23 protein-coding genes are annotated in these 18,334 nt (G+C 38.1%); all 23 read left to right on the top strand.

Going from position 1 to position 18,334, the window contains the following annotated elements; genetic code table 11:
* The first annotated feature begins 214 nt into the window (after positions 1-214).
* Complete coding sequence (rpsS, locus tag WC631_02425) at positions 215-565, top strand: 30S ribosomal protein S19 (GenBank protein ID MFA6227303.1); 351 nt, start codon at positions 215-217, stop codon at positions 563-565.
* Positions 566-570: 5 nt separating this feature from the next.
* Positions 571-963, top strand: a complete 393-nt coding sequence (gene rplV / locus WC631_02420; protein ID MFA6227302.1) for a 50S ribosomal protein L22 — start codon at positions 571-573, stop codon at positions 961-963.
* Positions 964-968: 5 nt separating this feature from the next.
* Positions 969-1,646: a 30S ribosomal protein S3 gene (gene rpsC, locus WC631_02415; GenBank protein ID MFA6227301.1), complete on the top strand. Its 678-nt coding sequence runs from the start codon at positions 969-971 to the stop codon at positions 1,644-1,646.
* Between the two features lie 5 nt (positions 1,647-1,651).
* Entirely contained in the window at positions 1,652-2,071 is a 420-nt protein-coding gene (gene rplP / locus WC631_02410) for a 50S ribosomal protein L16 (protein ID MFA6227300.1), read from the top strand.
* Between the two features lie 10 nt (positions 2,072-2,081).
* Positions 2,082-2,267 (top strand): 50S ribosomal protein L29, encoded by a 186-nt coding sequence (rpmC, locus tag WC631_02405; protein MFA6227299.1) that lies wholly within the window; start codon positions 2,082-2,084, stop codon positions 2,265-2,267.
* A gap of 18 nt (positions 2,268-2,285) precedes the next feature.
* Complete coding sequence (gene rpsQ / locus WC631_02400; protein ID MFA6227298.1) at positions 2,286-2,531, top strand: 30S ribosomal protein S17; 246 nt, start codon at positions 2,286-2,288, stop codon at positions 2,529-2,531.
* A gap of 9 nt (positions 2,532-2,540) precedes the next feature.
* Entirely contained in the window at positions 2,541-2,912 is a 372-nt protein-coding gene (gene rplN / locus WC631_02395; protein MFA6227297.1) for a 50S ribosomal protein L14, read from the top strand.
* A gap of 7 nt (positions 2,913-2,919) precedes the next feature.
* Positions 2,920-3,219: a 50S ribosomal protein L24 gene (gene rplX, locus WC631_02390; protein MFA6227296.1), complete on the top strand. Its 300-nt coding sequence runs from the start codon at positions 2,920-2,922 to the stop codon at positions 3,217-3,219.
* Positions 3,220-3,230: 11 nt separating this feature from the next.
* On the top strand, positions 3,231-3,785 hold the full coding sequence (gene rplE, locus WC631_02385) for a 50S ribosomal protein L5 (GenBank protein MFA6227295.1): 555 nt from the start codon (positions 3,231-3,233) through the stop codon (positions 3,783-3,785).
* 115 nt (positions 3,786-3,900) lie between these two features.
* Positions 3,901-5,379 carry a LamG-like jellyroll fold domain-containing protein gene (locus WC631_02380; protein MFA6227294.1) on the top strand — a complete coding sequence of 493 codons (1,479 nt, stop codon included), beginning with the start codon at positions 3,901-3,903 and terminating at the stop codon, positions 5,377-5,379.
* A gap of 212 nt (positions 5,380-5,591) precedes the next feature.
* Positions 5,592-5,777 carry a type Z 30S ribosomal protein S14 gene (locus WC631_02375; protein ID MFA6227293.1) on the top strand — a complete coding sequence of 62 codons (186 nt, stop codon included), beginning with the start codon at positions 5,592-5,594 and terminating at the stop codon, positions 5,775-5,777.
* On the top strand, positions 5,771-6,166 hold the full coding sequence (gene rpsH, locus WC631_02370) for a 30S ribosomal protein S8 (GenBank protein MFA6227292.1): 396 nt from the start codon (positions 5,771-5,773) through the stop codon (positions 6,164-6,166). Before WC631_02375 ends, rpsH begins: the two co-directional genes overlap by 7 nt.
* A gap of 4 nt (positions 6,167-6,170) precedes the next feature.
* Complete coding sequence (gene rplF, locus WC631_02365) at positions 6,171-6,704, top strand: 50S ribosomal protein L6 (GenBank protein MFA6227291.1); 534 nt, start codon at positions 6,171-6,173, stop codon at positions 6,702-6,704.
* A 4-nt stretch (positions 6,705-6,708) separates the two neighbouring features.
* A complete protein-coding gene (gene rplR / locus WC631_02360; protein MFA6227290.1) occupies positions 6,709-7,059 on the top strand; it encodes a 50S ribosomal protein L18 in 351 nt (116 codons plus the stop codon).
* Between the two features lie 8 nt (positions 7,060-7,067).
* Positions 7,068-7,796 (top strand): 30S ribosomal protein S5, encoded by a 729-nt coding sequence (locus WC631_02355; protein ID MFA6227289.1) that lies wholly within the window; start codon positions 7,068-7,070, stop codon positions 7,794-7,796.
* A 1-nt stretch (position 7,797) separates the two neighbouring features.
* The gene (locus WC631_02350; protein ID MFA6227288.1) at positions 7,798-8,229 is read left to right on the top strand and encodes an uL15 family ribosomal protein; all 432 of its coding nucleotides are present in this window, start codon (positions 7,798-7,800) and stop codon (positions 8,227-8,229) included.
* Between the two features lie 4 nt (positions 8,230-8,233).
* Positions 8,234-9,505, top strand: a complete 1,272-nt coding sequence (gene secY, locus WC631_02345) for a preprotein translocase subunit SecY (GenBank protein MFA6227287.1) — start codon at positions 8,234-8,236, stop codon at positions 9,503-9,505.
* 237 nt (positions 9,506-9,742) lie between these two features.
* Entirely contained in the window at positions 9,743-10,366 is a 624-nt protein-coding gene (locus tag WC631_02340; GenBank protein MFA6227286.1) for a nucleoside monophosphate kinase, read from the top strand.
* A gap of 176 nt (positions 10,367-10,542) precedes the next feature.
* Positions 10,543-13,206: a pyruvate, phosphate dikinase gene (gene ppdK / locus WC631_02335; protein MFA6227285.1), complete on the top strand. Its 2,664-nt coding sequence runs from the start codon at positions 10,543-10,545 to the stop codon at positions 13,204-13,206.
* A gap of 81 nt (positions 13,207-13,287) precedes the next feature.
* Positions 13,288-14,055, top strand: coding sequence for a type I methionyl aminopeptidase (map, locus tag WC631_02330; GenBank protein ID MFA6227284.1), 768 nt, complete (start codon positions 13,288-13,290; stop codon positions 14,053-14,055).
* Positions 14,056-14,064: 9 nt separating this feature from the next.
* Entirely contained in the window at positions 14,065-14,787 is a 723-nt protein-coding gene (locus WC631_02325; GenBank protein MFA6227283.1) for a hypothetical protein, read from the top strand.
* 88 nt (positions 14,788-14,875) lie between these two features.
* Entirely contained in the window at positions 14,876-17,674 is a 2,799-nt protein-coding gene (locus WC631_02320; protein MFA6227282.1) for a type IV secretory system conjugative DNA transfer family protein, read from the top strand.
* Positions 17,675-17,694: 20 nt separating this feature from the next.
* Complete coding sequence (locus WC631_02315) at positions 17,695-18,291, top strand: nucleoside-diphosphate kinase (GenBank protein MFA6227281.1); 597 nt, start codon at positions 17,695-17,697, stop codon at positions 18,289-18,291.
* The last annotated feature ends 43 nt before the right edge of the window (positions 18,292-18,334 follow it).

Raw genomic sequence — 18,334 nt, 5'->3', positions numbered from 1 at the left:
TTCTAAAATTTCTCATCACCTTTGTTGTCTTTATTTTAGTAAGCTTTTTGATTATGGGTTTCGTCAGTAACATAAAATATTAAAATCTTAATCTCTAATCAAGATTTATTATATATAAATTAAGCCAACTTTTCGCCAGTTGACTTTATTTTTGTTTTTGCTAGTATACAGGCTCGAGCTCAGGAGAGCTTATTTGTTTTGATTATATAAAAAAATGGCGAGATCACTAAAGAAAGGACCTTACGTAGATGAAAATCTATTGAAGAAAATCGCAGGAAAGAAACCCGTGGAGACAGGGGTTATTAAAACATGGTCAAGAAGAAGTCAGATCTCACCTGAAATGGTTGGATTTAATTTTGGCGTACACAATGGCAGACAACATACAGAAGTTCTTGTTACAGAAGACATGGTAGGTCATAGACTTGGTGAATTTTCTCCTACGAGGAAGTTTACAAGACACGGCGGTAAGATGCAGAAGGAACTTGATATGAAAGCCAAAGAAGCCGAAGTTTCAGCAGCACAGGCAGCCAAAGCCACAACAGAAGCTAAGCCAGTCAAAAAATAATCACCATGATAACAGCAAGACTAAATGATTATAGACAGTCACCGAGAAAGGTAAGGTTGGTAGCCTCGCTTATTGTTGGTAAGACAGTCGATGATGCGAGAAATAATCTCAGACTTCTCATAAAGAGAGCATCTAAACCCCTTGCTGATTTACTTGATTCCGCTATTGCCAACGCAAAAAACAATTTTAGTATTGATGCAGACAAACTTTTTGTAAAAGAATTTAGAGTAGATGCTGGTGCCACCTTGAAAAGGAGAATGCCAAGAGCAAGGGGTATGGCATATCCTATAAACAAGAGAACAAGTCACGTTTTCATAAAATTAGACACAATAGACAATATGCCAAAGAAAGGCAAAAAAGTAGAAGAAAAGCCAAAGAAAATTGCTAAAACAAAATAATTATTATGTCACATTCAGTACATCCATATGCACATAGATTGGGAATACTTAGAGATTGGAAATCTCGCTGGTTTTCTACTGGCAAAAATTACAAAGAATTTTTGAAGAGTGATATAAAACTTAGAGAATATCTTGAAAAGAAGATGAGGGGTCAGTATGTTGGCTCTATTGAAATGGAGAGAAATGACAAAACCTTTAGACTTATAATAAAGACGACAAGACCAGGTGTTATCATTGGTAGAAGCGGAGAAGGTTCTGTAAAGTTAAGAGCAGAAATATTAAAATTCGCCAAGAGAAGCAAGATATCTATCCCTCTTGATTTTAAACTTGATATAGAAGAGATCAGATCACCAGAATCAAACGCTGCGATAGTTGCTTATATGATAGCCGAGAGTTTGGAAAAGAGATTACCCTTCAGAAGGGTTATGAAGCAGACAGTAGAAAAAGCTATGGCAAATCGTGACGTCAAAGGTATAAGAATTTATCTTGGAGGTAGATTGGGTGGTGCTGAAATTGCAAGATCAGAAGAATTAAAAAAAGGAAGAATTCCACTTCAGACGCTTAGAGCAGATATAGACTACGCCCAAGAGAAAGCCCATATGACATACGGTGATATTGGTATAAAAGTCTGGATATACAAGGGCGATATCTTTGAGAAAGATAATAAACCTAAACAATCATAAAAGCCATGTTATATCCTAAAAAAGTAAAATTTAGAAAGGCACACACATTCAGGGAACACCCTGACAAGATTGGTGTTGCAACAAGAGGGACAAAGATCTCTTTTGGCTCTTTCGGTTTGAAGGCTACGACTCCAGGAAGGATTAGATCAAATCAGATAGAAGCTGCAAGAAAAGCCATTGCTCACTCAATGAGTAAGAGCGGAAAGATTTGGACGAGAATTTTCCCAGACCATCCTTTTACACAGAAGCCTGCCGAGGTGAAAATGGGAAAAGGCAAGGGAGATCTTCAGGGCTATGAGGCCATTGTAAAGCCAGGAAGGGTGCTTTTTGAAGTAGATGGTGTAGATGAAATCTCGGCCAGAGAGATGCTTAGAAAAGGAGGTACAAAATTGTGCGTCAGAACAAAAGTGATAGCTAGAATTTAATTTAAAATATATGGATACCAAAGAATTAAGGAAAAAGACAGCCAGCGACTTGACCAAAATGCTTACAGAAAAAAGAGAGGCTTTGAGTAAATTTAGATTTGGTATTGCCGGAAGCAAAATAAAAGATGTAAAAGAAGGCAAAAATTTAAAAAGAGAAATCGCTCAGATTTTGACTATCACTAAAGAGACAAAGTAATTTAATAATATGGAAAATATTTCAGTAAAAAATAATAAAGGGAAAGTTTTGAAGGGGAAGATTGTCTCTACCAAGATGAAAGACACTGTTGTTATTTCAATAGATTCTTTCAAAAAACATCCAAAATATGGCAAATTCATCAAGAAACAAAAGAAGCTCATGGCTCACGATGCCGGCAATAAACACAAAGAAGGTGAAATCGTGGAAGTAATAGAGACAAGACCAATTTCAAAGAATAAGAGATTTGCAATTTTGGAAAAATAAAACACCAATATGATACAACCAAGATCAATAGTTAAAATATCAGACAATTCAGGCGCCAAGCTCGGCCGTATCTTCAAGGTACTCGGAAGTGCGAAGAAGAGATGGGCAAAGATAGGGGAGATTGTCGTCCTTTCTGTGCAGAAAGCTGAGCCAAGAAAGCAGGTTAAGAAAAAAGATGTGCTTTATGCTGTTGTAGTAAGACAAAGACAACCATTCAGAAGAGCAGACGGCTCTTATATCAGATTTGACGAAAACTCTGTTGTTATAATAGAGAAAGGCAAGAAAGACCCAATAGCAGGAAGAATTTTCGGTCCTATTCCAAGAGAATTGGCAGACTTAGGTTTCCAAAAGATCGCTTCTTTAGCGCCAGAAATCGTATAAAAACAATATGAAAATTAAAAAAGGAGACAGTGTAATAGTGATAGCTGGTAAAGACAATGGTAAAACCGGCAAAGTTGTAAAAGCTTTTCCAAAAGAGAATCTTGTTATCGTTGAAGGTATAAATAAAATAAAGAAACACCAAAGACCGACAAAATCTGGAGCAAAAGGTCAGGTTATAGAAAAATCTATGCCTATGAATGTTTCAAATGTCATGATAGTAGAGGGCGGAAAAGGTGTGAGAATAGGCAAGAAAGAAATAGGCGGGAAAAATGTTAGGATAAGCAGAAAGTCTGATAAGGAAATTTAATGTTAAAAGATATGAAAAACGTTTCACTAAAAGAAAAACAAAAAAAAGCATTTGATGCCATGAAGGCAGTTTTTGGATACACAAGTGTTATGCAGGTGCCTAAGGTTACAAAGATTGTTGTCAGTTCGGGTACCGGTTCGCTCAAAGACAAAAATAAAAACAAAATCATTGCCGACAGACTTGCAAAAATCACTGGCCAGAAAGCTGTCTTAAAAGTTGCTAAGAAATCCATTGCGACATTTAAGGTAAGAGAAGGGGATCCTGTGGGATATCAGATTACATTACGAGGCAAGAGAATGTTCGATTTTCTGGACAAACTTGTATTTATCGCTTTCCCAAGAACAAAAGATTTTCGCGGGCTTTCAGCAAAGGGAATTGACGAAATGGGAAACTTCACGATCGGTTTCAAAGAGAACACAGTTTTTCCGGAGACTTCCGATGAAGAACTAAAAGATGTCTTTGGTCTTTCAGCTACTATAGTTACTACAGCTAAAAGTAAGAAAGAAGCCAAAGCCTACTTTGATTATCTAGGTTTTCCGTTTAAGAAAGAGGAAGTAAAGAAGTAATTTAAAGGAAACAATAGAAAAGCCGTCCGCCTTTGGCGGACGGCTTTTTGTATTTAGTTATCCACATTTCCCTCACATATTTCTTTACTCTACAAATTACGATATAATAATACCAATGCCTAAATTTAAACGTACACTTCTTTATACTCTCTTCTCCCTCGGTATTCTCACTGTCGTAGTTATAGCTGGCTCTCTCACCCCTTCTGCCACCCCCCTTCCCACATCTTACACTCTCAACGACCTCTACAATATATTAACCGCAGGTACTGAAGCCACAGCAGGTAATCACACACTCTCTACTACTACAGAAGCTACAGCTACTACCTCCCACTCTATTGGAGAAATCTACGCTCTCTTAGCCAATCTCATAAATCCCAACAATATTAAATCAGGCACTACTTACTTAGGTATAACATCAGGCGATGCTGTTCCTACGACAGTCTCTGCTTCCTCCTCTTCTCTCTACCCCACCACAGACCAAGGTACAGCCACAGGCTACTCTCTAGCAGACATTTACAACCTTGCAGTATCACCCTATACCAGAGTCCTTTCCTCCTCCCATACCCTTACCACAAGTAATGCAGTCAACGCTACTATGTACTCCATTACAGAAATCTATGATGCCCTGGTAGCATTCAAAGCAACTCTAAATGCAGCCAATATCAACTCAGGGACAACATATATGGGAGTGGCAGGGACATATATTGATCCCTACACCGATCCTGCTCTTGTAGGTTGGTGGAAGCTAAATGGAGATTCCACAGATTCATCGGGGAATGGCAATGATGGGACGTGGACAGGGACATATACAAACGGTTTCAATGGTGCACAGGCGGGGAGTTTTGATGGGACAAGTGTTTTTGATTCAAGCCAGGTATCTCTTTCTTCAGCTAACAGTCACTCCGTTAGTTTTTGGTTCAATAAAAGCAGTCTTTCTGTCGCTAACACTAATTTGCTCGGTTTTTACAATCCAGCCAGTAGCGGGAGTCTTCAATCTGGTATATCTTACACGGGCAGTACTCTCCAAGCAGTGATTTGTAAAGTGTGGGTTTCGTGTTCTGCAATAAGCACGCATCCAAATATGTCGGATAATACATGGCACCTTATTTCAGTAAATTATCGAGACAACCAACACATGGATGTTTATCTTGACGGAGTATTTATAGAGACAGTAAATCAAACAGTAGCCACGACTTATACTGGAGTAATCCATTTTGGAGTTGCTGGAAATCCAGGGAGTTTCAGTGGGTATCTCACCGGTAGTATGGCCGATATTGCCATCTGGTCCCGCGCCCTCACCGCAGACGAGATATTAGATATTTATACCCGAGGATTCAAACCAGTCGGAGGTTCCTGCTCTGCCAATAATCAATGTCAATCAGAAAACTGTAGTGGTAGCGTTTGTGCCGCAGCCCTCGTACCCTTAGGAGGTGTATGTACACAGACAAGCGATTGTCAATCAAATCTATATTGCGGAGGTAGTGCCGATTACGTATGTACTGATGGAGCTATAGGTGCTTATTGTTTCAATAATGCAAGTTGTGCTTCTAACTTTTGTGACTCGGGTACTAGTCAGTGTGCGGTATCTCCATAGTTAGTAGAAGAGTTTGTGGAGGTGGAATTTCCGCATAAGTAAACGATCTCTATTTTTTATTACTAAAGTAGATAGTTCCAGTAATGGTGTTTCTGACGCCTTAATAAAAGTGTAAAAAACGCGCGGTACTACGCACGCTTCTGCTTTGTTTGACTTTTTTAGTACTTCTTGCTAATATTCACAGACGAGCTTTACGAAGCTTTTATTTAATTATGGCAAAAACATCAGTAGTAGCAAGATCGCAAAAGAAACCAAAATTCGCTTCACGAGTAGTGAGGAGATGTTTTCGTTGCGGAAGGAAAAACGGCTATATGAGAGATTTTGACCTTTGCAGAATTTGCTTTAGAGAATTCGCCAATCAAGGAAAGATTCCTGGAATTAAAAAATCATCATGGTAATTACAGATTCAATAGGAGATTTAATAATAAGATTGAAAAATGCAAACAGAGTAGGCAAAGAGTCTGTTTCTATTTCAGCATCAAAACTAAAAGAAGCTGTCGCAAACGCACTCAAGAGGGCTGGTTTTGTCAGTGCTGTTTCAAAAAAAGGTAAAGATTCAAGATTTTTGGAAATCGCACTTGCTTACGGTGTTGAAAAAGCTCCAAAGATTGTCGGAGTACAAAGAATTTCAAAACCATCGAGGAGAGTCTATCAGGGTTCAAAAGATATAAAAGTATTTAAAAACGGTTTCGGTGCCACCATTCTTTCAACGCCAAAAGGCATACTTTCTGATAAAGAAGCAAAGAAAGAAAAAGTCGGCGGAGAAGTAATGTTTAAGATTTGGTAATAATATGTCAAGAATTGGAAAAAAAGGAATAGTTATCCCTGCAAAAACCGAAGTCAAAAATGAGGGTGGTGTTGTTACTGTGAAAGGTCCTCTCGGTGAATTGAAAAGAACATTTAAAAAGAATATTTCAATAGAAATCGTTGACGGAAAAGTAACACTTAAGCCAATCAAAGAAAGCTTGGAAAACAACGCTCTTTGGGGAACATATACATCACATATTTCAAATATGGTGGATGGTGTGAATAAGCCATATGAAAAGAGGCTTATAATAGAGGGTATTGGTTTCAAAGCAGATGTTACTCCCACAGAGATGACTTTTAAAGTAGGCCTTTCTCACCAGGTTAAAATGCCTATTCCAAAAGGTCTAAAGGTGACTTCAGATAAAGGCATTATTTCAGTGTCGGGCATAGACAAAGAGCTTGTCGGTCAATTTGCAGCATCAGTCAAAGCTGTGAAAAAACCAGAGCCATACAAAGGTAAAGGTATAAGATTTGAAAATGAGGTTATAAGGAGAAAAGAAGGTAAGAAGACCGCATAAAAACATGAGTAATTCAAATACAAAAAGTTTAAATATAAAAGTAAGACATAAGAGAATCAGAGCGAAGGTTTCTGGCACACTTCTCATGCCTAGACTTTCTGTTTTTAGATCAAATAAAAATGTTTATGCCCAGATAATAAATGATGATAAGGGGATTACTATTGTCGGACTTTCTTCAGAAAAAGTAAAAGGCAAGGGTTCGATGGAAAGAGCAGGAAATGTTGGTAAAGAGATCGCCAAACTTGCTATGGAGAAGGGTATTAAAAAGGTTGTTTTTGACAGAGGAGGCTTTCTATACACAGGAAAGATAAAAGCAGTAGCTGATGGTGCAAGAGAAGGTGGACTTAAATTTTAATAAAGATTATGGATACAGCAGTAGAAAACAAAACAAATAATATAGCAGTTGCGGGAGCTCCAGTAAGGGCGGATGCAAAACCTGTCGCTCCTATTGCGGGGAAACCAGCTTTTAACCCAGGTGTAAGAGGTCCAAGACCTTTTGGCACTTTTGGTAGAAGCCCAGGCGGAGATAGATCAAAGAATCCTAGGAAGAGCTTTGGTGGAAGAGGCGAGAGAGTTAAGCCAGAATTCGATCAGAAAATTTTAAATATCAGAAGAGTTACTAGAGTTACAAAGGGAGGTAAGAGATTGAGTTTTAGCGTAGCTACTGTCGCTGGGAACAGAAAGGGTTCTATCGGCGTTGGTACTGGAAAAGCAGGAGATACATCGCTCGCTATAGACAAGGCATATAGAAGTGCCAAGAAAAACATGATGCACCTCGCTCTTACAAAGACTATGTCTATTCCTCACGATGTTTCGGCAAAATATTGTAGTGGAAGAGTTTTGATAATGCCGGCTCCAGGAAGAGGAGTTTCCGCAGGAAGCGCTGTCAGAAGTATTCTTGAACTTGCTGGTATCAAAGATGTTACAGCAAAGATTATTTCTCCATCAAAAAATAAGCTAAATATTGCGAGAGCTTCTATAGAAGCACTGAAGATTTTTAGCAGAAAAGGTGGTGCAGTACAGCCTGTTACAACCCAAGTAAAAGTACCTTTTGTGAATAAGGTTGAAGTTAAAAAAGAAATAAAGAAATAATATGCAGGCACATAATTTAAAAAGAAAGACAGCAAATAGATCTGTTGCCATCGTAGGGAGAGGTGGTAGAAGAGGCAAGACTTCTGGCAGAGGAGGCAAGGGTCAGACCGCAAGAGCCGGGCACAAAGTCAGACCAGAAATTAGAGATTTGATAAAGAGAATCCCTAAGCTTAGAGGCTATGCTTTCAAAGGCTTTGGAGTAAGACCTATCGCTATAAACGTTGGTGATTTGAGTTCTGTCTTTTCAAGCGGCGATGCTGTTAATCCAAAATCAATTGTTAGAGCTGGTCTGGCAGAGCTCGGTGCAGGAAAGAACCCAACAATAAAGATTCTTGCAGGTGGTGAAATAGATAAGAAGTTAATTATCTCAAATTGCAAAGTCTCCGTAGATGCCAAAGCGAAAATAGAAAAAGCTGGAGGACAAGTAAAATAATCCAATGAACTTTTGGAATAAAATAAAAATGATTTTTTCGGATAAAACCCTAAGAAACAGGATCTTATTTGTCGCGGGCGCATTAGTGATTTTTAGACTTTTGGCTACTATTCCTATACCGGGTATAGATGCGGCTAAGCTTTCTACGCTATTTTCTGGAAATCAATTTTTAGGATTTTTGAACATATTTTCAGGCGGAGGAATGAGCAATCTTTCCATAATGATGCTCGGAGTTGGTCCATACATCACCTCATCTATTATTATGCAGCTTTTGACCATGATGGTTCCGAAACTCAAGGCAATGTATCAGGAAGAAGGTGAGGCCGGCAGAAAGAAATTCACACAATATTCAAGGTTGCTTACCGTACCTATCGCTTTCATGCAAGGTTTTGGTTTTTTGACCCTTCTTGCAAAATCTGGAGTTATAACAAACCTAGATTTTATGAGTATGCTTACAAATATTATGGTTATAACAGCCGGCTCTGTGCTTCTTACATGGATCGGTGAGCTTATGACTGAATTTGGTATCGGAAACGGTACATCAATGATTATTTTTGCAGGTATTGTGGCGAGTTTGCCTACGCAGATAAGTCAGATGACTTTATCTTTTGATATTTCCCAAATACCGATGTATATACTTTTCATTGTAGGAGCACTTCTAGTAATTTATGGAGTTGTGGTTGTCTCGGAAGCGGAAAGGCCCGTACCCGTGACTTATGCGAAGAGAATAAGGGGTTCGAAAGTTTATGGCGGAGTTTCTACATATCTACCTTTGAGAGTAAATCAGGCAGGTGTCATTCCGATTATCTTTGCGATGTCTATTCTTCTCTTTCCGCAAATGATATTCAATTTTTTAGCCACAGCGGCTAGCAATGCAACAGTAAGAGGTGTTGCCGGAACATTGAATGACTTTGTATCAAATTCTTGGGTATATGCCATATCATATTTTATTCTTGTATTCTTGTTTACATATTTCTACACCGCAGTCACCTTTGATCCAGATCAGATTTCAAAGAATCTTCAGCAAAATGGAGCATTTATCCCAGGTGTAAGACCCGGTCAATCCACATCAGAATATCTTGGAAAAGTTCTCACAAGGATCACCCTCGTAGGCGCATTATTCCTTGGTTTTATCGCTGTCTTGCCACTTATTGTAAAAGGAATCACGGGCATTACTTCTATCGCTATCGGTGGTACTGCCCTGCTTATCGTAGTATCTGTCGTTATTGATTTGATTAAAAAAATAGAGGCACAGATAACGATGAGGGAATATTAGAGGCTCACTCACATCCCCGCTTTTCTGTGCAGAAATTTTCCCCAGCCGGAAAATTTCCTAATCCTCGGCGGCTTGCGCTGTGGTATACTTTTGCTCGTGAATACACTTCGCAAAATTACACCACATCGCACCGTGCAAGCTCGCCTGCGGACACAGAAAAGCGGGGATGTTCATTCGCTTACGGAAGAGCAGAAACCCCAACTTTGAATTTATAATTTAAATTGCTATAATCTTCTCATGTTGAATATATTTAAAAATAAGGAAGATAAAAAAGCCGAGCCGATGGCTTTTATTTTTATTGGTAGATCAGGTTGTGGTAAGGGTACACAGGTTGAGTTATTTAAGAAGTCTCTCGGAGAAAGAACTGGCTCAAAAATACTACATATTGAAACGGGGGCTTTTTTCAGAGAGTTTATAAAAGGAGACTCTTATACTCAATCTCTGTCAAAAAAGGTTGTAGAATCAGGAGGTCTTATGCCAGGAGCTATGGCTCTAGACCTCTGGGTAAATTATCTTGTCAAGAATTTTTCCGGCAAAGAAAATTTGCTTTTTGATGGAGCACCAAGAATAGTTTATGAAGCAGAGTTGCTTGACGCTATGTTGAAGTTTTATGGTATTCCAAATTATAAAGTAATTTATATAAATACAAGCAGGAAATGGTGTACAGATAGACTTACAGCAAGAGGAAGAAAAGATGATACTGCAGAGGGTATTGATAAGAGAATGTCTTGGTTTGAGAAAGATGTCTTACCTTGCATAGATTTCTTCAATAAGGATAAAGATTGCCAAGTGTTCGACATAAATGGCGAGCAGACTATAGAAGCAGTTCACAAAGAGTTGATAGAGAAGGTTTTGGGATAAGATATATTTTAGTCATTATTGAGAAAATTTCTCATATATTTTGGCGACTAAGTCAAGATGTATTTTGGGAGAGTTTTTTGTATAATTTAGTCTTAGATTTGTTTTTAGAACAAAACACCCAGCAAGGATGTTTTTTAATGTTTTAAGAGTTAATTTTATTAGTAATTTAATTTATTATGGCAAAGAACAAAAAATTCGTTTATTCGTTTGAAGAGGGAAATAGGGATATGAAAGAGATTCTGGGTGGTAAGGGAGCAAACTTAGCAGAGATGAAAAGTTTGGGTATCAATGTCCCTCCGGGTTTTACTATTACAACCGAATCATGCAGACTTTATTATGAAGACGGCAAGAAGATAAACAATGAAATAAAGAAGCAGACAGATATCAAGCTTGCAGAGTTGGAAAAGAAAATGGGCAAGAAGCTTGGGGACGCCAGCGATCCTCTTCTCGTATCCGTTCGTTCGGGAGCAGCATCTTCCATGCCTGGTATGATGGACACTATTTTAAACCTTGGTTTGAATGACAAATCTGTTGAAGGTTTGGTAAAAAAGACCGGCAATGCCCGTTTTGCTTGGGATTCATACAGAAGACTTATGCAAATGTTTGGAAGCGTTGTTATGGAAATGGAACATTCCGATTTTGAGCACATTTTAGAAAATGTAAAAGACACAAAGGGTGCCAAATACGACACAGATTTGACGGCCGAAGACTTGAAAGAAATCGTCAAAAAATACAAAGCTAAAATCAAAGCAGTGAAAGGTGTCGATTTTCCACAAGATCCTATTAAGCAAATGTATCTATCTATAAATGCTGTTTTTAATTCATGGAATAACTATAGAGCTATAAGATACAGAGAAATAAATAATATCAAAGGCCTTATCGGAACTGCTGTAAATATACAAGCCATGGTCTTCGGAAACTTGGGTGATGATTCAGGCACAGGTGTCTGCTTCACGAGAAATCCTTCTACAGGAGAAGCAAAATTCTACGGAGAATATCTGATGAATGCGCAAGGCGAAGATGTGGTCGCTGGTATAAGGACACCGCTTCCTGTTTCAGCTTTGGCAAAACAAAACCCGGCGATTTACAAAGAGCTTGTAAATGTCTGCAATAAAGTTGAAAAGCATTATAAAGATATGCAGGATATGGAATTCACTATACAGCAAGGCAAGCTTTACATACTGCAAGCGAGAAATGGTAAGAGAACCGCCGCCGCTTCTGTCCGTATCGCCGTTGATTTGGTAAAAGAAAAGCTCATTACTCTAGAACAAGCGATATTAAGAATTGATCCAAATCAGCTAAATCAGCTTCTGCACAAACAGCTCGATCCTATTGCAAGAGACAAAGCGGAAGTGATTGCACAAGGTCTTCCTGCATCTCCTGGCGCGGCTGTCGGAGAAGTTGTTTTTACAGCTTCGGAAGCATTTGCAAAAGCTAAATCCGGACTTGATGTTATTTTGGTTCGTACAGAAACATCACCGGAAGATATAGACGGTATGCATTCTTCAAAAGGTATCTTGACAGCAAGAGGCGGTATGACATCTCACGCAGCTGTCGTCGCAAGAGGTATGGGCACATGCTGTGTGGCTGGTTGCTCGGATATCATTATTAATGAAAAAGCAAAAACTCTGACGATAAAAAATAAAGGGATTGTTATAAAAGAAGGAGGATTTATTTCCCTTGATGGTTCCACAGGAAAGGTTTATGCGGGTAAGCTCGGCACACAAGACCCATCACTTTCCGGAAATTTTGGAACGCTCATGTCATGGTCGGATAAGTTCAGAAAAATAGGTGTGAGGACAAATGCCGACACTCCGCACGACGCAGAAGTCGCGAGAAAATTCGGTGCAGAAGGCATCGGTCTTTGCAGAACAGAGCATATGTTTTTTGAAGGTGCCCGTATCAAAGCAGTCAGAGAAATGATTTTGGCTTCAGATCTACCGGCGAGGCAAAAAGCTTTGGCAAAACTCGCTCCATATCAAAAAGGAGATTTCGCCGGACTATTTCGCGCTATGGATGGATATTCTGTCACAATTAGACTTCTAGATGCACCACTTCACGAATTCCTACCGAAAGAAAAGAAAGATATTGAAGAGCTTTCAAAAGAAATGAAAGTCGATGTGAAGACATTGGAAGCAAAGATAGAAGACTTGCACGAATTCAACCCAATGCTTGGGCACAGAGGTTGCAGACTTGCTATTACATATCCAGAAATTTATGATATGCAAGCGACAGCGATCATCGATGCCGCAATAGAGGTTAAGAAAGGTATAAATGGTAAGAAAGTGAAATCCGTTATTCCGGAGATAATGATTCCGATAGTTGCGACAACAAAAGAATATACTATTTTGAGAGATAGAATAGTAAATATTGTTGAGAGCAAGATTAAAGAGGCAAAAATTAAGATAGATTATAAAGTTGGAACAATGATAGAAGTTCCAAGAGCTGCCCTTATTGCCGACAAGATAGTGGAATCTGGAGCAGAGTTCTTCTCATTTGGAACAAATGATCTTACGCAAATGGGAGCCGGACTTTCAAGAGATGATGCCGGAAAGTTTTTGAAAGAATATGTTGCTCAAGATATTTTTGCCTATGATCCTTTTGAAGTCCTCGACCAAGAAGGTATTGGCGAACTTATCCGCATAGCCATAAAGAAAGGACGCGGAGTGAAGAAAGATTTGAAAATTGGAATTTGTGGAGAACACGGTGGTGAACCAAGGACGGTAGAATTCTGTCATAGAGAAGGATTCTCATATGTTTCTTGCTCACCTTTCAGAGTGCCGATTGCAAGACTTGCTGCAGCACAAGCGGTAGTGAGAGAAAAAAGTAAGAAAATATAAAGAACAAAAATACCCAGTCTTTCCAGAAAGACTGGGTATTTTTGGGTTGAAAAAAGCCTATTTTGGGGTATAGTTAGGCTAATGGTAACAATCAAAACCAAGGATGAAATAGAGATATTACGCGAGGGTGGTAGGCGTTTGGCTTTGATATTGCAAGAAGTTGCTAAGATAGTAAAACCAGGCGTTTCTACAGCCGAGCTAAATACTTTGGCTGAAAAATTGGTTTCTGATAATGGCGATAAGGCTGCTTTTTTAAATTACAAACCAAAGGGTATGCGGCCGTATCCAGCGTCTATTTGTGTCTCCATAAATGACGAGATTGTACATGGTATACCAAATGAAAACCCTAGAATTTTAAAAGAAGGAGATATTGTATCTCTTGATATGGGACTTACTCACAAAGGTCTTATTACGGACTCAGCTATAACTGTGCCGGTTGGAAAGATTGACGTTGAATCTCAAAAACTTTTAGATGCTACGAAATTAGCACTTTATGCTGGTATCAAGACTATCAAGGCGGACAAATACACTGGTGATATTGGTTTTACAGTAGAAAGGATAGCAAAAGCAAATGGATATGGAGTGGTAGAAGATTTGTGTGGGCACGGTGTTGGTTATGAGGTTCACGAGGATCCATACATTCCGAATTACGGAGAAAGAGGTTCTGGTGACAAGCTCAAATCAGGTATGGTGATAGCAATAGAGCCGATGTTTAATATGGGAGGAAAAGAGATTATTCTTGCGGACGACGGATGGACATATAAAACAAAAGATGGGAGTAGGAGCGCCCACTTTGAACATACTGTAGTAGTGACAAGCAAGGGTGCGGAAATAATTACAAAACTATAATTTAATAGGATGAATTTAGAGAAATTAAATATCAATAGTGGACAACAGAATCCGGTAGAAACACCCATTACAGGATTGAGTAATAATGTAGAAAATACAAAAGAGGCAATGTCTGCAGTAATAGCATCAAATAATTTTAATGAACTTTTGCTATCCCTTTCTCTATTAAAGAGTGAGAGTGAAGTTGGAAGCGAATCTTATAAAGATTCTGTTTATTGTGCAGCTTTAATAGACTTGATTAAAAAGGGACACTGGCAAGATAAACTAAATTTACAATATATAGATGACGAGAAGATAAGAATAAAGATCGAAGAATTACAATTTGAATATAGAATAAGTCTTGCAAATAGCATTGACGACTTGAAGTCTATAATAACAGAAGTAGATGAAATAAATAAACATAACACTAAAGATATGTGTAAGCATATGGATGAAGCCATATCTTTAAACGGGACAAGATTCCTCAAAGAAGCTTTAAAGATGATAACAAATAAATTCGGTTTGAGGGATAGAGTTAAAGAAATCCTCGAGAAAATGCCGAAATCAGAATTAAAACCAGAAGAAGAAATACCTCCAGATGGCCCATTGATTCCAGAAGATGGCATTGAAATTATTGGACACACTCCGATTGAAAGCCATACTTCAGACACTGTGACTAAAGAGGTTAAAGAAGTAAAACCAATCAAATCTGATAGTGGCAAGTCCCGTTGGAGAAAATTGCTTGGTATTTAATCAAGATAAAAGTCGCCTCACATTGGCTGTGATTAGGGGGGCGACTTTTGTTTTAGATTTGATATAATATTGTGATAAATATAAGAATATGTCAGAAAATTACGGCCAAATTGAAAATCCTCAGAAAAAGTTTACTAATCCGCAAGAAGAATTAGTCTTTCTGCGTTCAGAAGTCTTGAAAAAGGAGAAAGAGATAGCCGAAAATGGTGAATTAACTACGAGAGAAGAGGTTGTAAGAGGAGAGCTTGATGAGCATAAAGATAGAAGTCCAGAAGATATTTTACATCCTGATTATGTTCTTAAGCCGAAAGAAGTAGAGTCTATTGTCTTAAACCTTACACCAGAAGTGCATGACTCAAAAATGGAAGAACTCGTTGTCTTACTCCAAGAAAAAGGGATTTTGAATACGTTGTCTGTAGTCGATCGCATGAAAGACCCACATATTGAAGATGATTTCCACAGATTCCTGGTTCAATATATAAAAGCTGGACTTCTTTCAAATAATAAGGACGAAAAAAGCCCAGTATTTAAGGCTTTGAAGATGACTCTCTTTGAAGTATCTTTGCCGAATACTGATAAAGAAGAAAATCAGAAAGCGAAGAATCTGAAGGAACTTGTCTCAAAGATGGAACAATTCTTCTCAGGTATGTTTTCAGTAAGAGATATAGACACAACGAATTCTGGCTATTTTGTGTTGGAGCTTACAAATGCAAATCATAGTAATGAAATAATATTCTATATGGCGGTTCCAGATCAGAAGATTACTTTATTTGAAAAGCAGATTCTCTCGATTTTCCCGGAAGCAAAGATTCTAGAAAAGAAAGACGATTATAATATTTTTAATGAACAGGGCAGCTTTGTCGGTTCATACGCCGAACTCTCCACCAATGATATTTTCCCACTAAAGACTTATGAGCAGTATGATTATGATCCACTGAACGTTCTCATAAATAGCTTTTCTAAAGTAGACAAAGATGGCGAGGGAGCCTCAGTACAGATTATTGTAAAGCCAGCTGATCCTTCTAAGGCAGGTTTTTATAAACGAGTGTTGAAGGAGATGGAAAAAGGGGAAAAGTTTAAAATAGCTTTGGAGAAATCGGACAGTTCTTTGTGGGCTAGTGTTAAATCTGTCGGGAAAGAGCTTTTTGGAAAGAGCGATGAAAAGAAAGATGGTGAAAACAAACCGAAGATTCCAGATCAAACAGCGATAGATAATATAAAAAATAAGATTAGTAGCCAACTTGCAAGTGTAAATATAAGGATTTTGGCTTCGGCTAGGACGACTGAGGAGGCAGGGGCTATTATTGCTGATATTGAGTCTGCCTTCAATCAATTTGAGAATACAAACGGAAATAAATTTAGATTTAATAGAGTCTTAGGGAGAGATCTGGCAAGAATGAGCCAAGATTTTTCTTTCAGAATTTTCAAAGACAGTTATTCACAAGATTTAAATTTAAAAGAGCTTACTACAATAATGCATTTACCAGAGTCGGAGCTTAGGGGTTCAACACAATTAAAACAGACAAAAGCTGGCACCGCACCAGCTCCACTTGATTTGCCAGAGAATGGTATTTTGTTGGGTGTAAATAAACACAGAAATATAAATACAGAAGTACATATAACACCAGAGGATCGCCTTAGACATTTCTATGTTATAGGTCAAACAGGTACAGGTAAGACGACTCTTTTAAAGACAATGATTCGTCAGGATATTTTGGCTGGGGAAGGAGTCTGTATGATAGATCCACATGGTTCCGACATTCAGGAAGTTCTTTCTTACATTCCACCTGAAAGATATGAAGATGTAATCTATTTTGATCCAAGTTACACGGCAAGGCCGATGGGTCTTAATATGCTCGAATACGATCTAAGATTCCCAGAACAAAAGACATTTGTTGTAAACGAAATGATGTCTATTTTTAATAAACTTTTTGATATGAAGACGGCCGGAGGTCCGATGTTTGAACAATATTTCAGAAATGCCGTTATGCTTGTTATAGAAGACCCAGAGACAGGCTGTACTCTTCTTGATGTTTCAAGAGTGCTTGCAGATAAAACATATAGACAACTCAAACTTTCAAAATGTAAAAATCCTATAGTCGTCCAATTTTGGAAAGAGATCGCCGAGAAGGCAGGGGGGGAATCATCACTTGCAAATATTGTGCCTTATATCACAAGCAAATTTGATATTTTCCTTTCAAATGAAATTATGCGTCCGATAGTTTCTCAAGAGAAATCCGCTTTCAACTTTAGAGAGATCATGGATAATAAAAAAATCCTTCTTGTTAATCTAGCCAAGGGTCGCTTGGGAGATATTAATTCAAATCTTATCGGTCTTATTATTGTAGGAAAGATTTTAATGGCGGCACTTTCTCGTACTGATACATTCGGCGAAGATCTTCCACCTTTTTATCTTTACATAGACGAGTTTCAAAATGTAACGACAGATTCTATATCTACTATTTTGTCTGAAGCTAGAAAATATAAACTTTCTCTTACTGTGGCACATCAATTCATCGCCCAGCTTGAAGAAAAGATTAAAAATTCTGTATTTGGAAACGTTGGCTCTATGGCAGCATTCCGTGTTTCTTCGGAAGACGCAGAGTATTTGGAAAAACAATTTACACCGACTATCACAGCAAAAGATTTAATGAATGTTGATAATCATAATTCTTATGTTAAGATACTTGCAAATGGTAGACCAGTAAAACCATTTAGTATGGAGACAAATATGCCGCCAAGAGGCAACAAGATTTTACTGGACAAGGTCAAAGAGCTTTCATATCTTAAATATGGTAAAGACAGAGTTTCTGTAGAAGAGGAGATTATGCAGAAATATAGAAAACCGGAAATTAAGATTGAAACGCCTATCATGCCGAAAATTTAATTAATTAAAATAAAATAATCATGAGAACAGAAAAAACTTTCGTTATTATAAAACCAGATGGAATCCAGAGGACATTAGTTGGAGAGATTGTAGGAAGATTCGAAAGAATAGGCCTTAAGCTCGTCGCTGTGAAGATGCTTGTTCCGACAAAAGATCTAGCCAGAAAACATTATACATTAGATCCGGAATGGATCAGAAAAGTCGGAGAGAAATCTATTGCCGGCTATATTAAAAAGGGGATAACTCCTCCTTCAACTGATCCTATTGTAATTGGAGAGAAGGTTCTTGAAAGATTAGTAAGGTATTTTACCAGTGGTCCAATTATCACTATGGTCTGGCAGGGAGCACATGCTGTGGGCATTGTCCGAAAAATAGTTGGTGGGACAGAGCCACTCACATCAGATGTCGGTACAATAAGGGGAGATTTTGTCTTGGATTCATATCAGATAGCTGACATAGACGACAGGGCGATAAGAAATCTGATCCATGCATCTGGAAATGTAGAAGAAGCTAAAGGGGAGATAAATCTGTGGTTTAAAGACAGTGAAATAATTAAATATAAACATATTCAGGATGCTATTCTCTATGATGTGAATTTAGATGGAATACTTGAATAAAGACTCTTTTACAGACTAGATAAAGATAATATATCTCTCAAAA

This window comes from Candidatus Paceibacterota bacterium (assembly GCA_041663045.1).
Classification (GTDB): Bacteria; Patescibacteriota; Minisyncoccia; order Phycocordibacterales; family GWA1-40-21; genus Bog-1340.
Note: the sequence above shows the minus strand (reverse complement) of the source record. Positions and strands in the feature narration are given on the sequence as shown.

What these genes read in the sequence shown, in the direction of transcription:
- WC631_02375 (MFA6227293.1), top strand. Translation starts at nt 5,592, where the DNA reads ATGGCAAAAACATCAGTAGTAGCAAGATCGCAAAAGAAACCAAAATTC.
- rpsH (MFA6227292.1), top strand. Translation starts at nt 5,771, where the DNA reads ATGGTAATTACAGATTCAATAGGAGATTTAATAATAAGATTGAAAAAT.
- rpsS (MFA6227303.1), top strand. Translation starts at nt 215, where the DNA reads ATGGCGAGATCACTAAAGAAAGGACCTTACGTAGATGAAAATCTATTG.
- rplN (MFA6227297.1), top strand. Translation starts at nt 2,541, where the DNA reads ATGATACAACCAAGATCAATAGTTAAAATATCAGACAATTCAGGCGCC.
- WC631_02315 (MFA6227281.1), top strand. Translation starts at nt 17,695, where the DNA reads ATGAGAACAGAAAAAACTTTCGTTATTATAAAACCAGATGGAATCCAG.
- rplR (MFA6227290.1), top strand. Translation starts at nt 6,709, where the DNA reads ATGAGTAATTCAAATACAAAAAGTTTAAATATAAAAGTAAGACATAAG.
- rplF (MFA6227291.1), top strand. Translation starts at nt 6,171, where the DNA reads ATGTCAAGAATTGGAAAAAAAGGAATAGTTATCCCTGCAAAAACCGAA.
- WC631_02380 (MFA6227294.1), top strand. Translation starts at nt 3,901, where the DNA reads ATGCCTAAATTTAAACGTACACTTCTTTATACTCTCTTCTCCCTCGGT.
- rplV (MFA6227302.1), top strand. Translation starts at nt 571, where the DNA reads ATGATAACAGCAAGACTAAATGATTATAGACAGTCACCGAGAAAGGTA.
- secY (MFA6227287.1), top strand. Translation starts at nt 8,234, where the DNA reads ATGAACTTTTGGAATAAAATAAAAATGATTTTTTCGGATAAAACCCTA.
- ppdK (MFA6227285.1), top strand. Translation starts at nt 10,543, where the DNA reads ATGGCAAAGAACAAAAAATTCGTTTATTCGTTTGAAGAGGGAAATAGG.
- rplX (MFA6227296.1), top strand. Translation starts at nt 2,920, where the DNA reads ATGAAAATTAAAAAAGGAGACAGTGTAATAGTGATAGCTGGTAAAGAC.
- rplE (MFA6227295.1), top strand. Translation starts at nt 3,231, where the DNA reads ATGAAAAACGTTTCACTAAAAGAAAAACAAAAAAAAGCATTTGATGCC.
- WC631_02325 (MFA6227283.1), top strand. Translation starts at nt 14,065, where the DNA reads ATGAATTTAGAGAAATTAAATATCAATAGTGGACAACAGAATCCGGTA.
- rpsC (MFA6227301.1), top strand. Translation starts at nt 969, where the DNA reads ATGTCACATTCAGTACATCCATATGCACATAGATTGGGAATACTTAGA.
- rplP (MFA6227300.1), top strand. Translation starts at nt 1,652, where the DNA reads ATGTTATATCCTAAAAAAGTAAAATTTAGAAAGGCACACACATTCAGG.
- rpmC (MFA6227299.1), top strand. Translation starts at nt 2,082, where the DNA reads ATGGATACCAAAGAATTAAGGAAAAAGACAGCCAGCGACTTGACCAAA.
- WC631_02340 (MFA6227286.1), top strand. Translation starts at nt 9,743, where the DNA reads ATGTTGAATATATTTAAAAATAAGGAAGATAAAAAAGCCGAGCCGATG.
- WC631_02350 (MFA6227288.1), top strand. Translation starts at nt 7,798, where the DNA reads ATGCAGGCACATAATTTAAAAAGAAAGACAGCAAATAGATCTGTTGCC.
- WC631_02320 (MFA6227282.1), top strand. Translation starts at nt 14,876, where the DNA reads ATGTCAGAAAATTACGGCCAAATTGAAAATCCTCAGAAAAAGTTTACT.
- map (MFA6227284.1), top strand. Translation starts at nt 13,288, where the DNA reads ATGGTAACAATCAAAACCAAGGATGAAATAGAGATATTACGCGAGGGT.
- WC631_02355 (MFA6227289.1), top strand. Translation starts at nt 7,068, where the DNA reads ATGGATACAGCAGTAGAAAACAAAACAAATAATATAGCAGTTGCGGGA.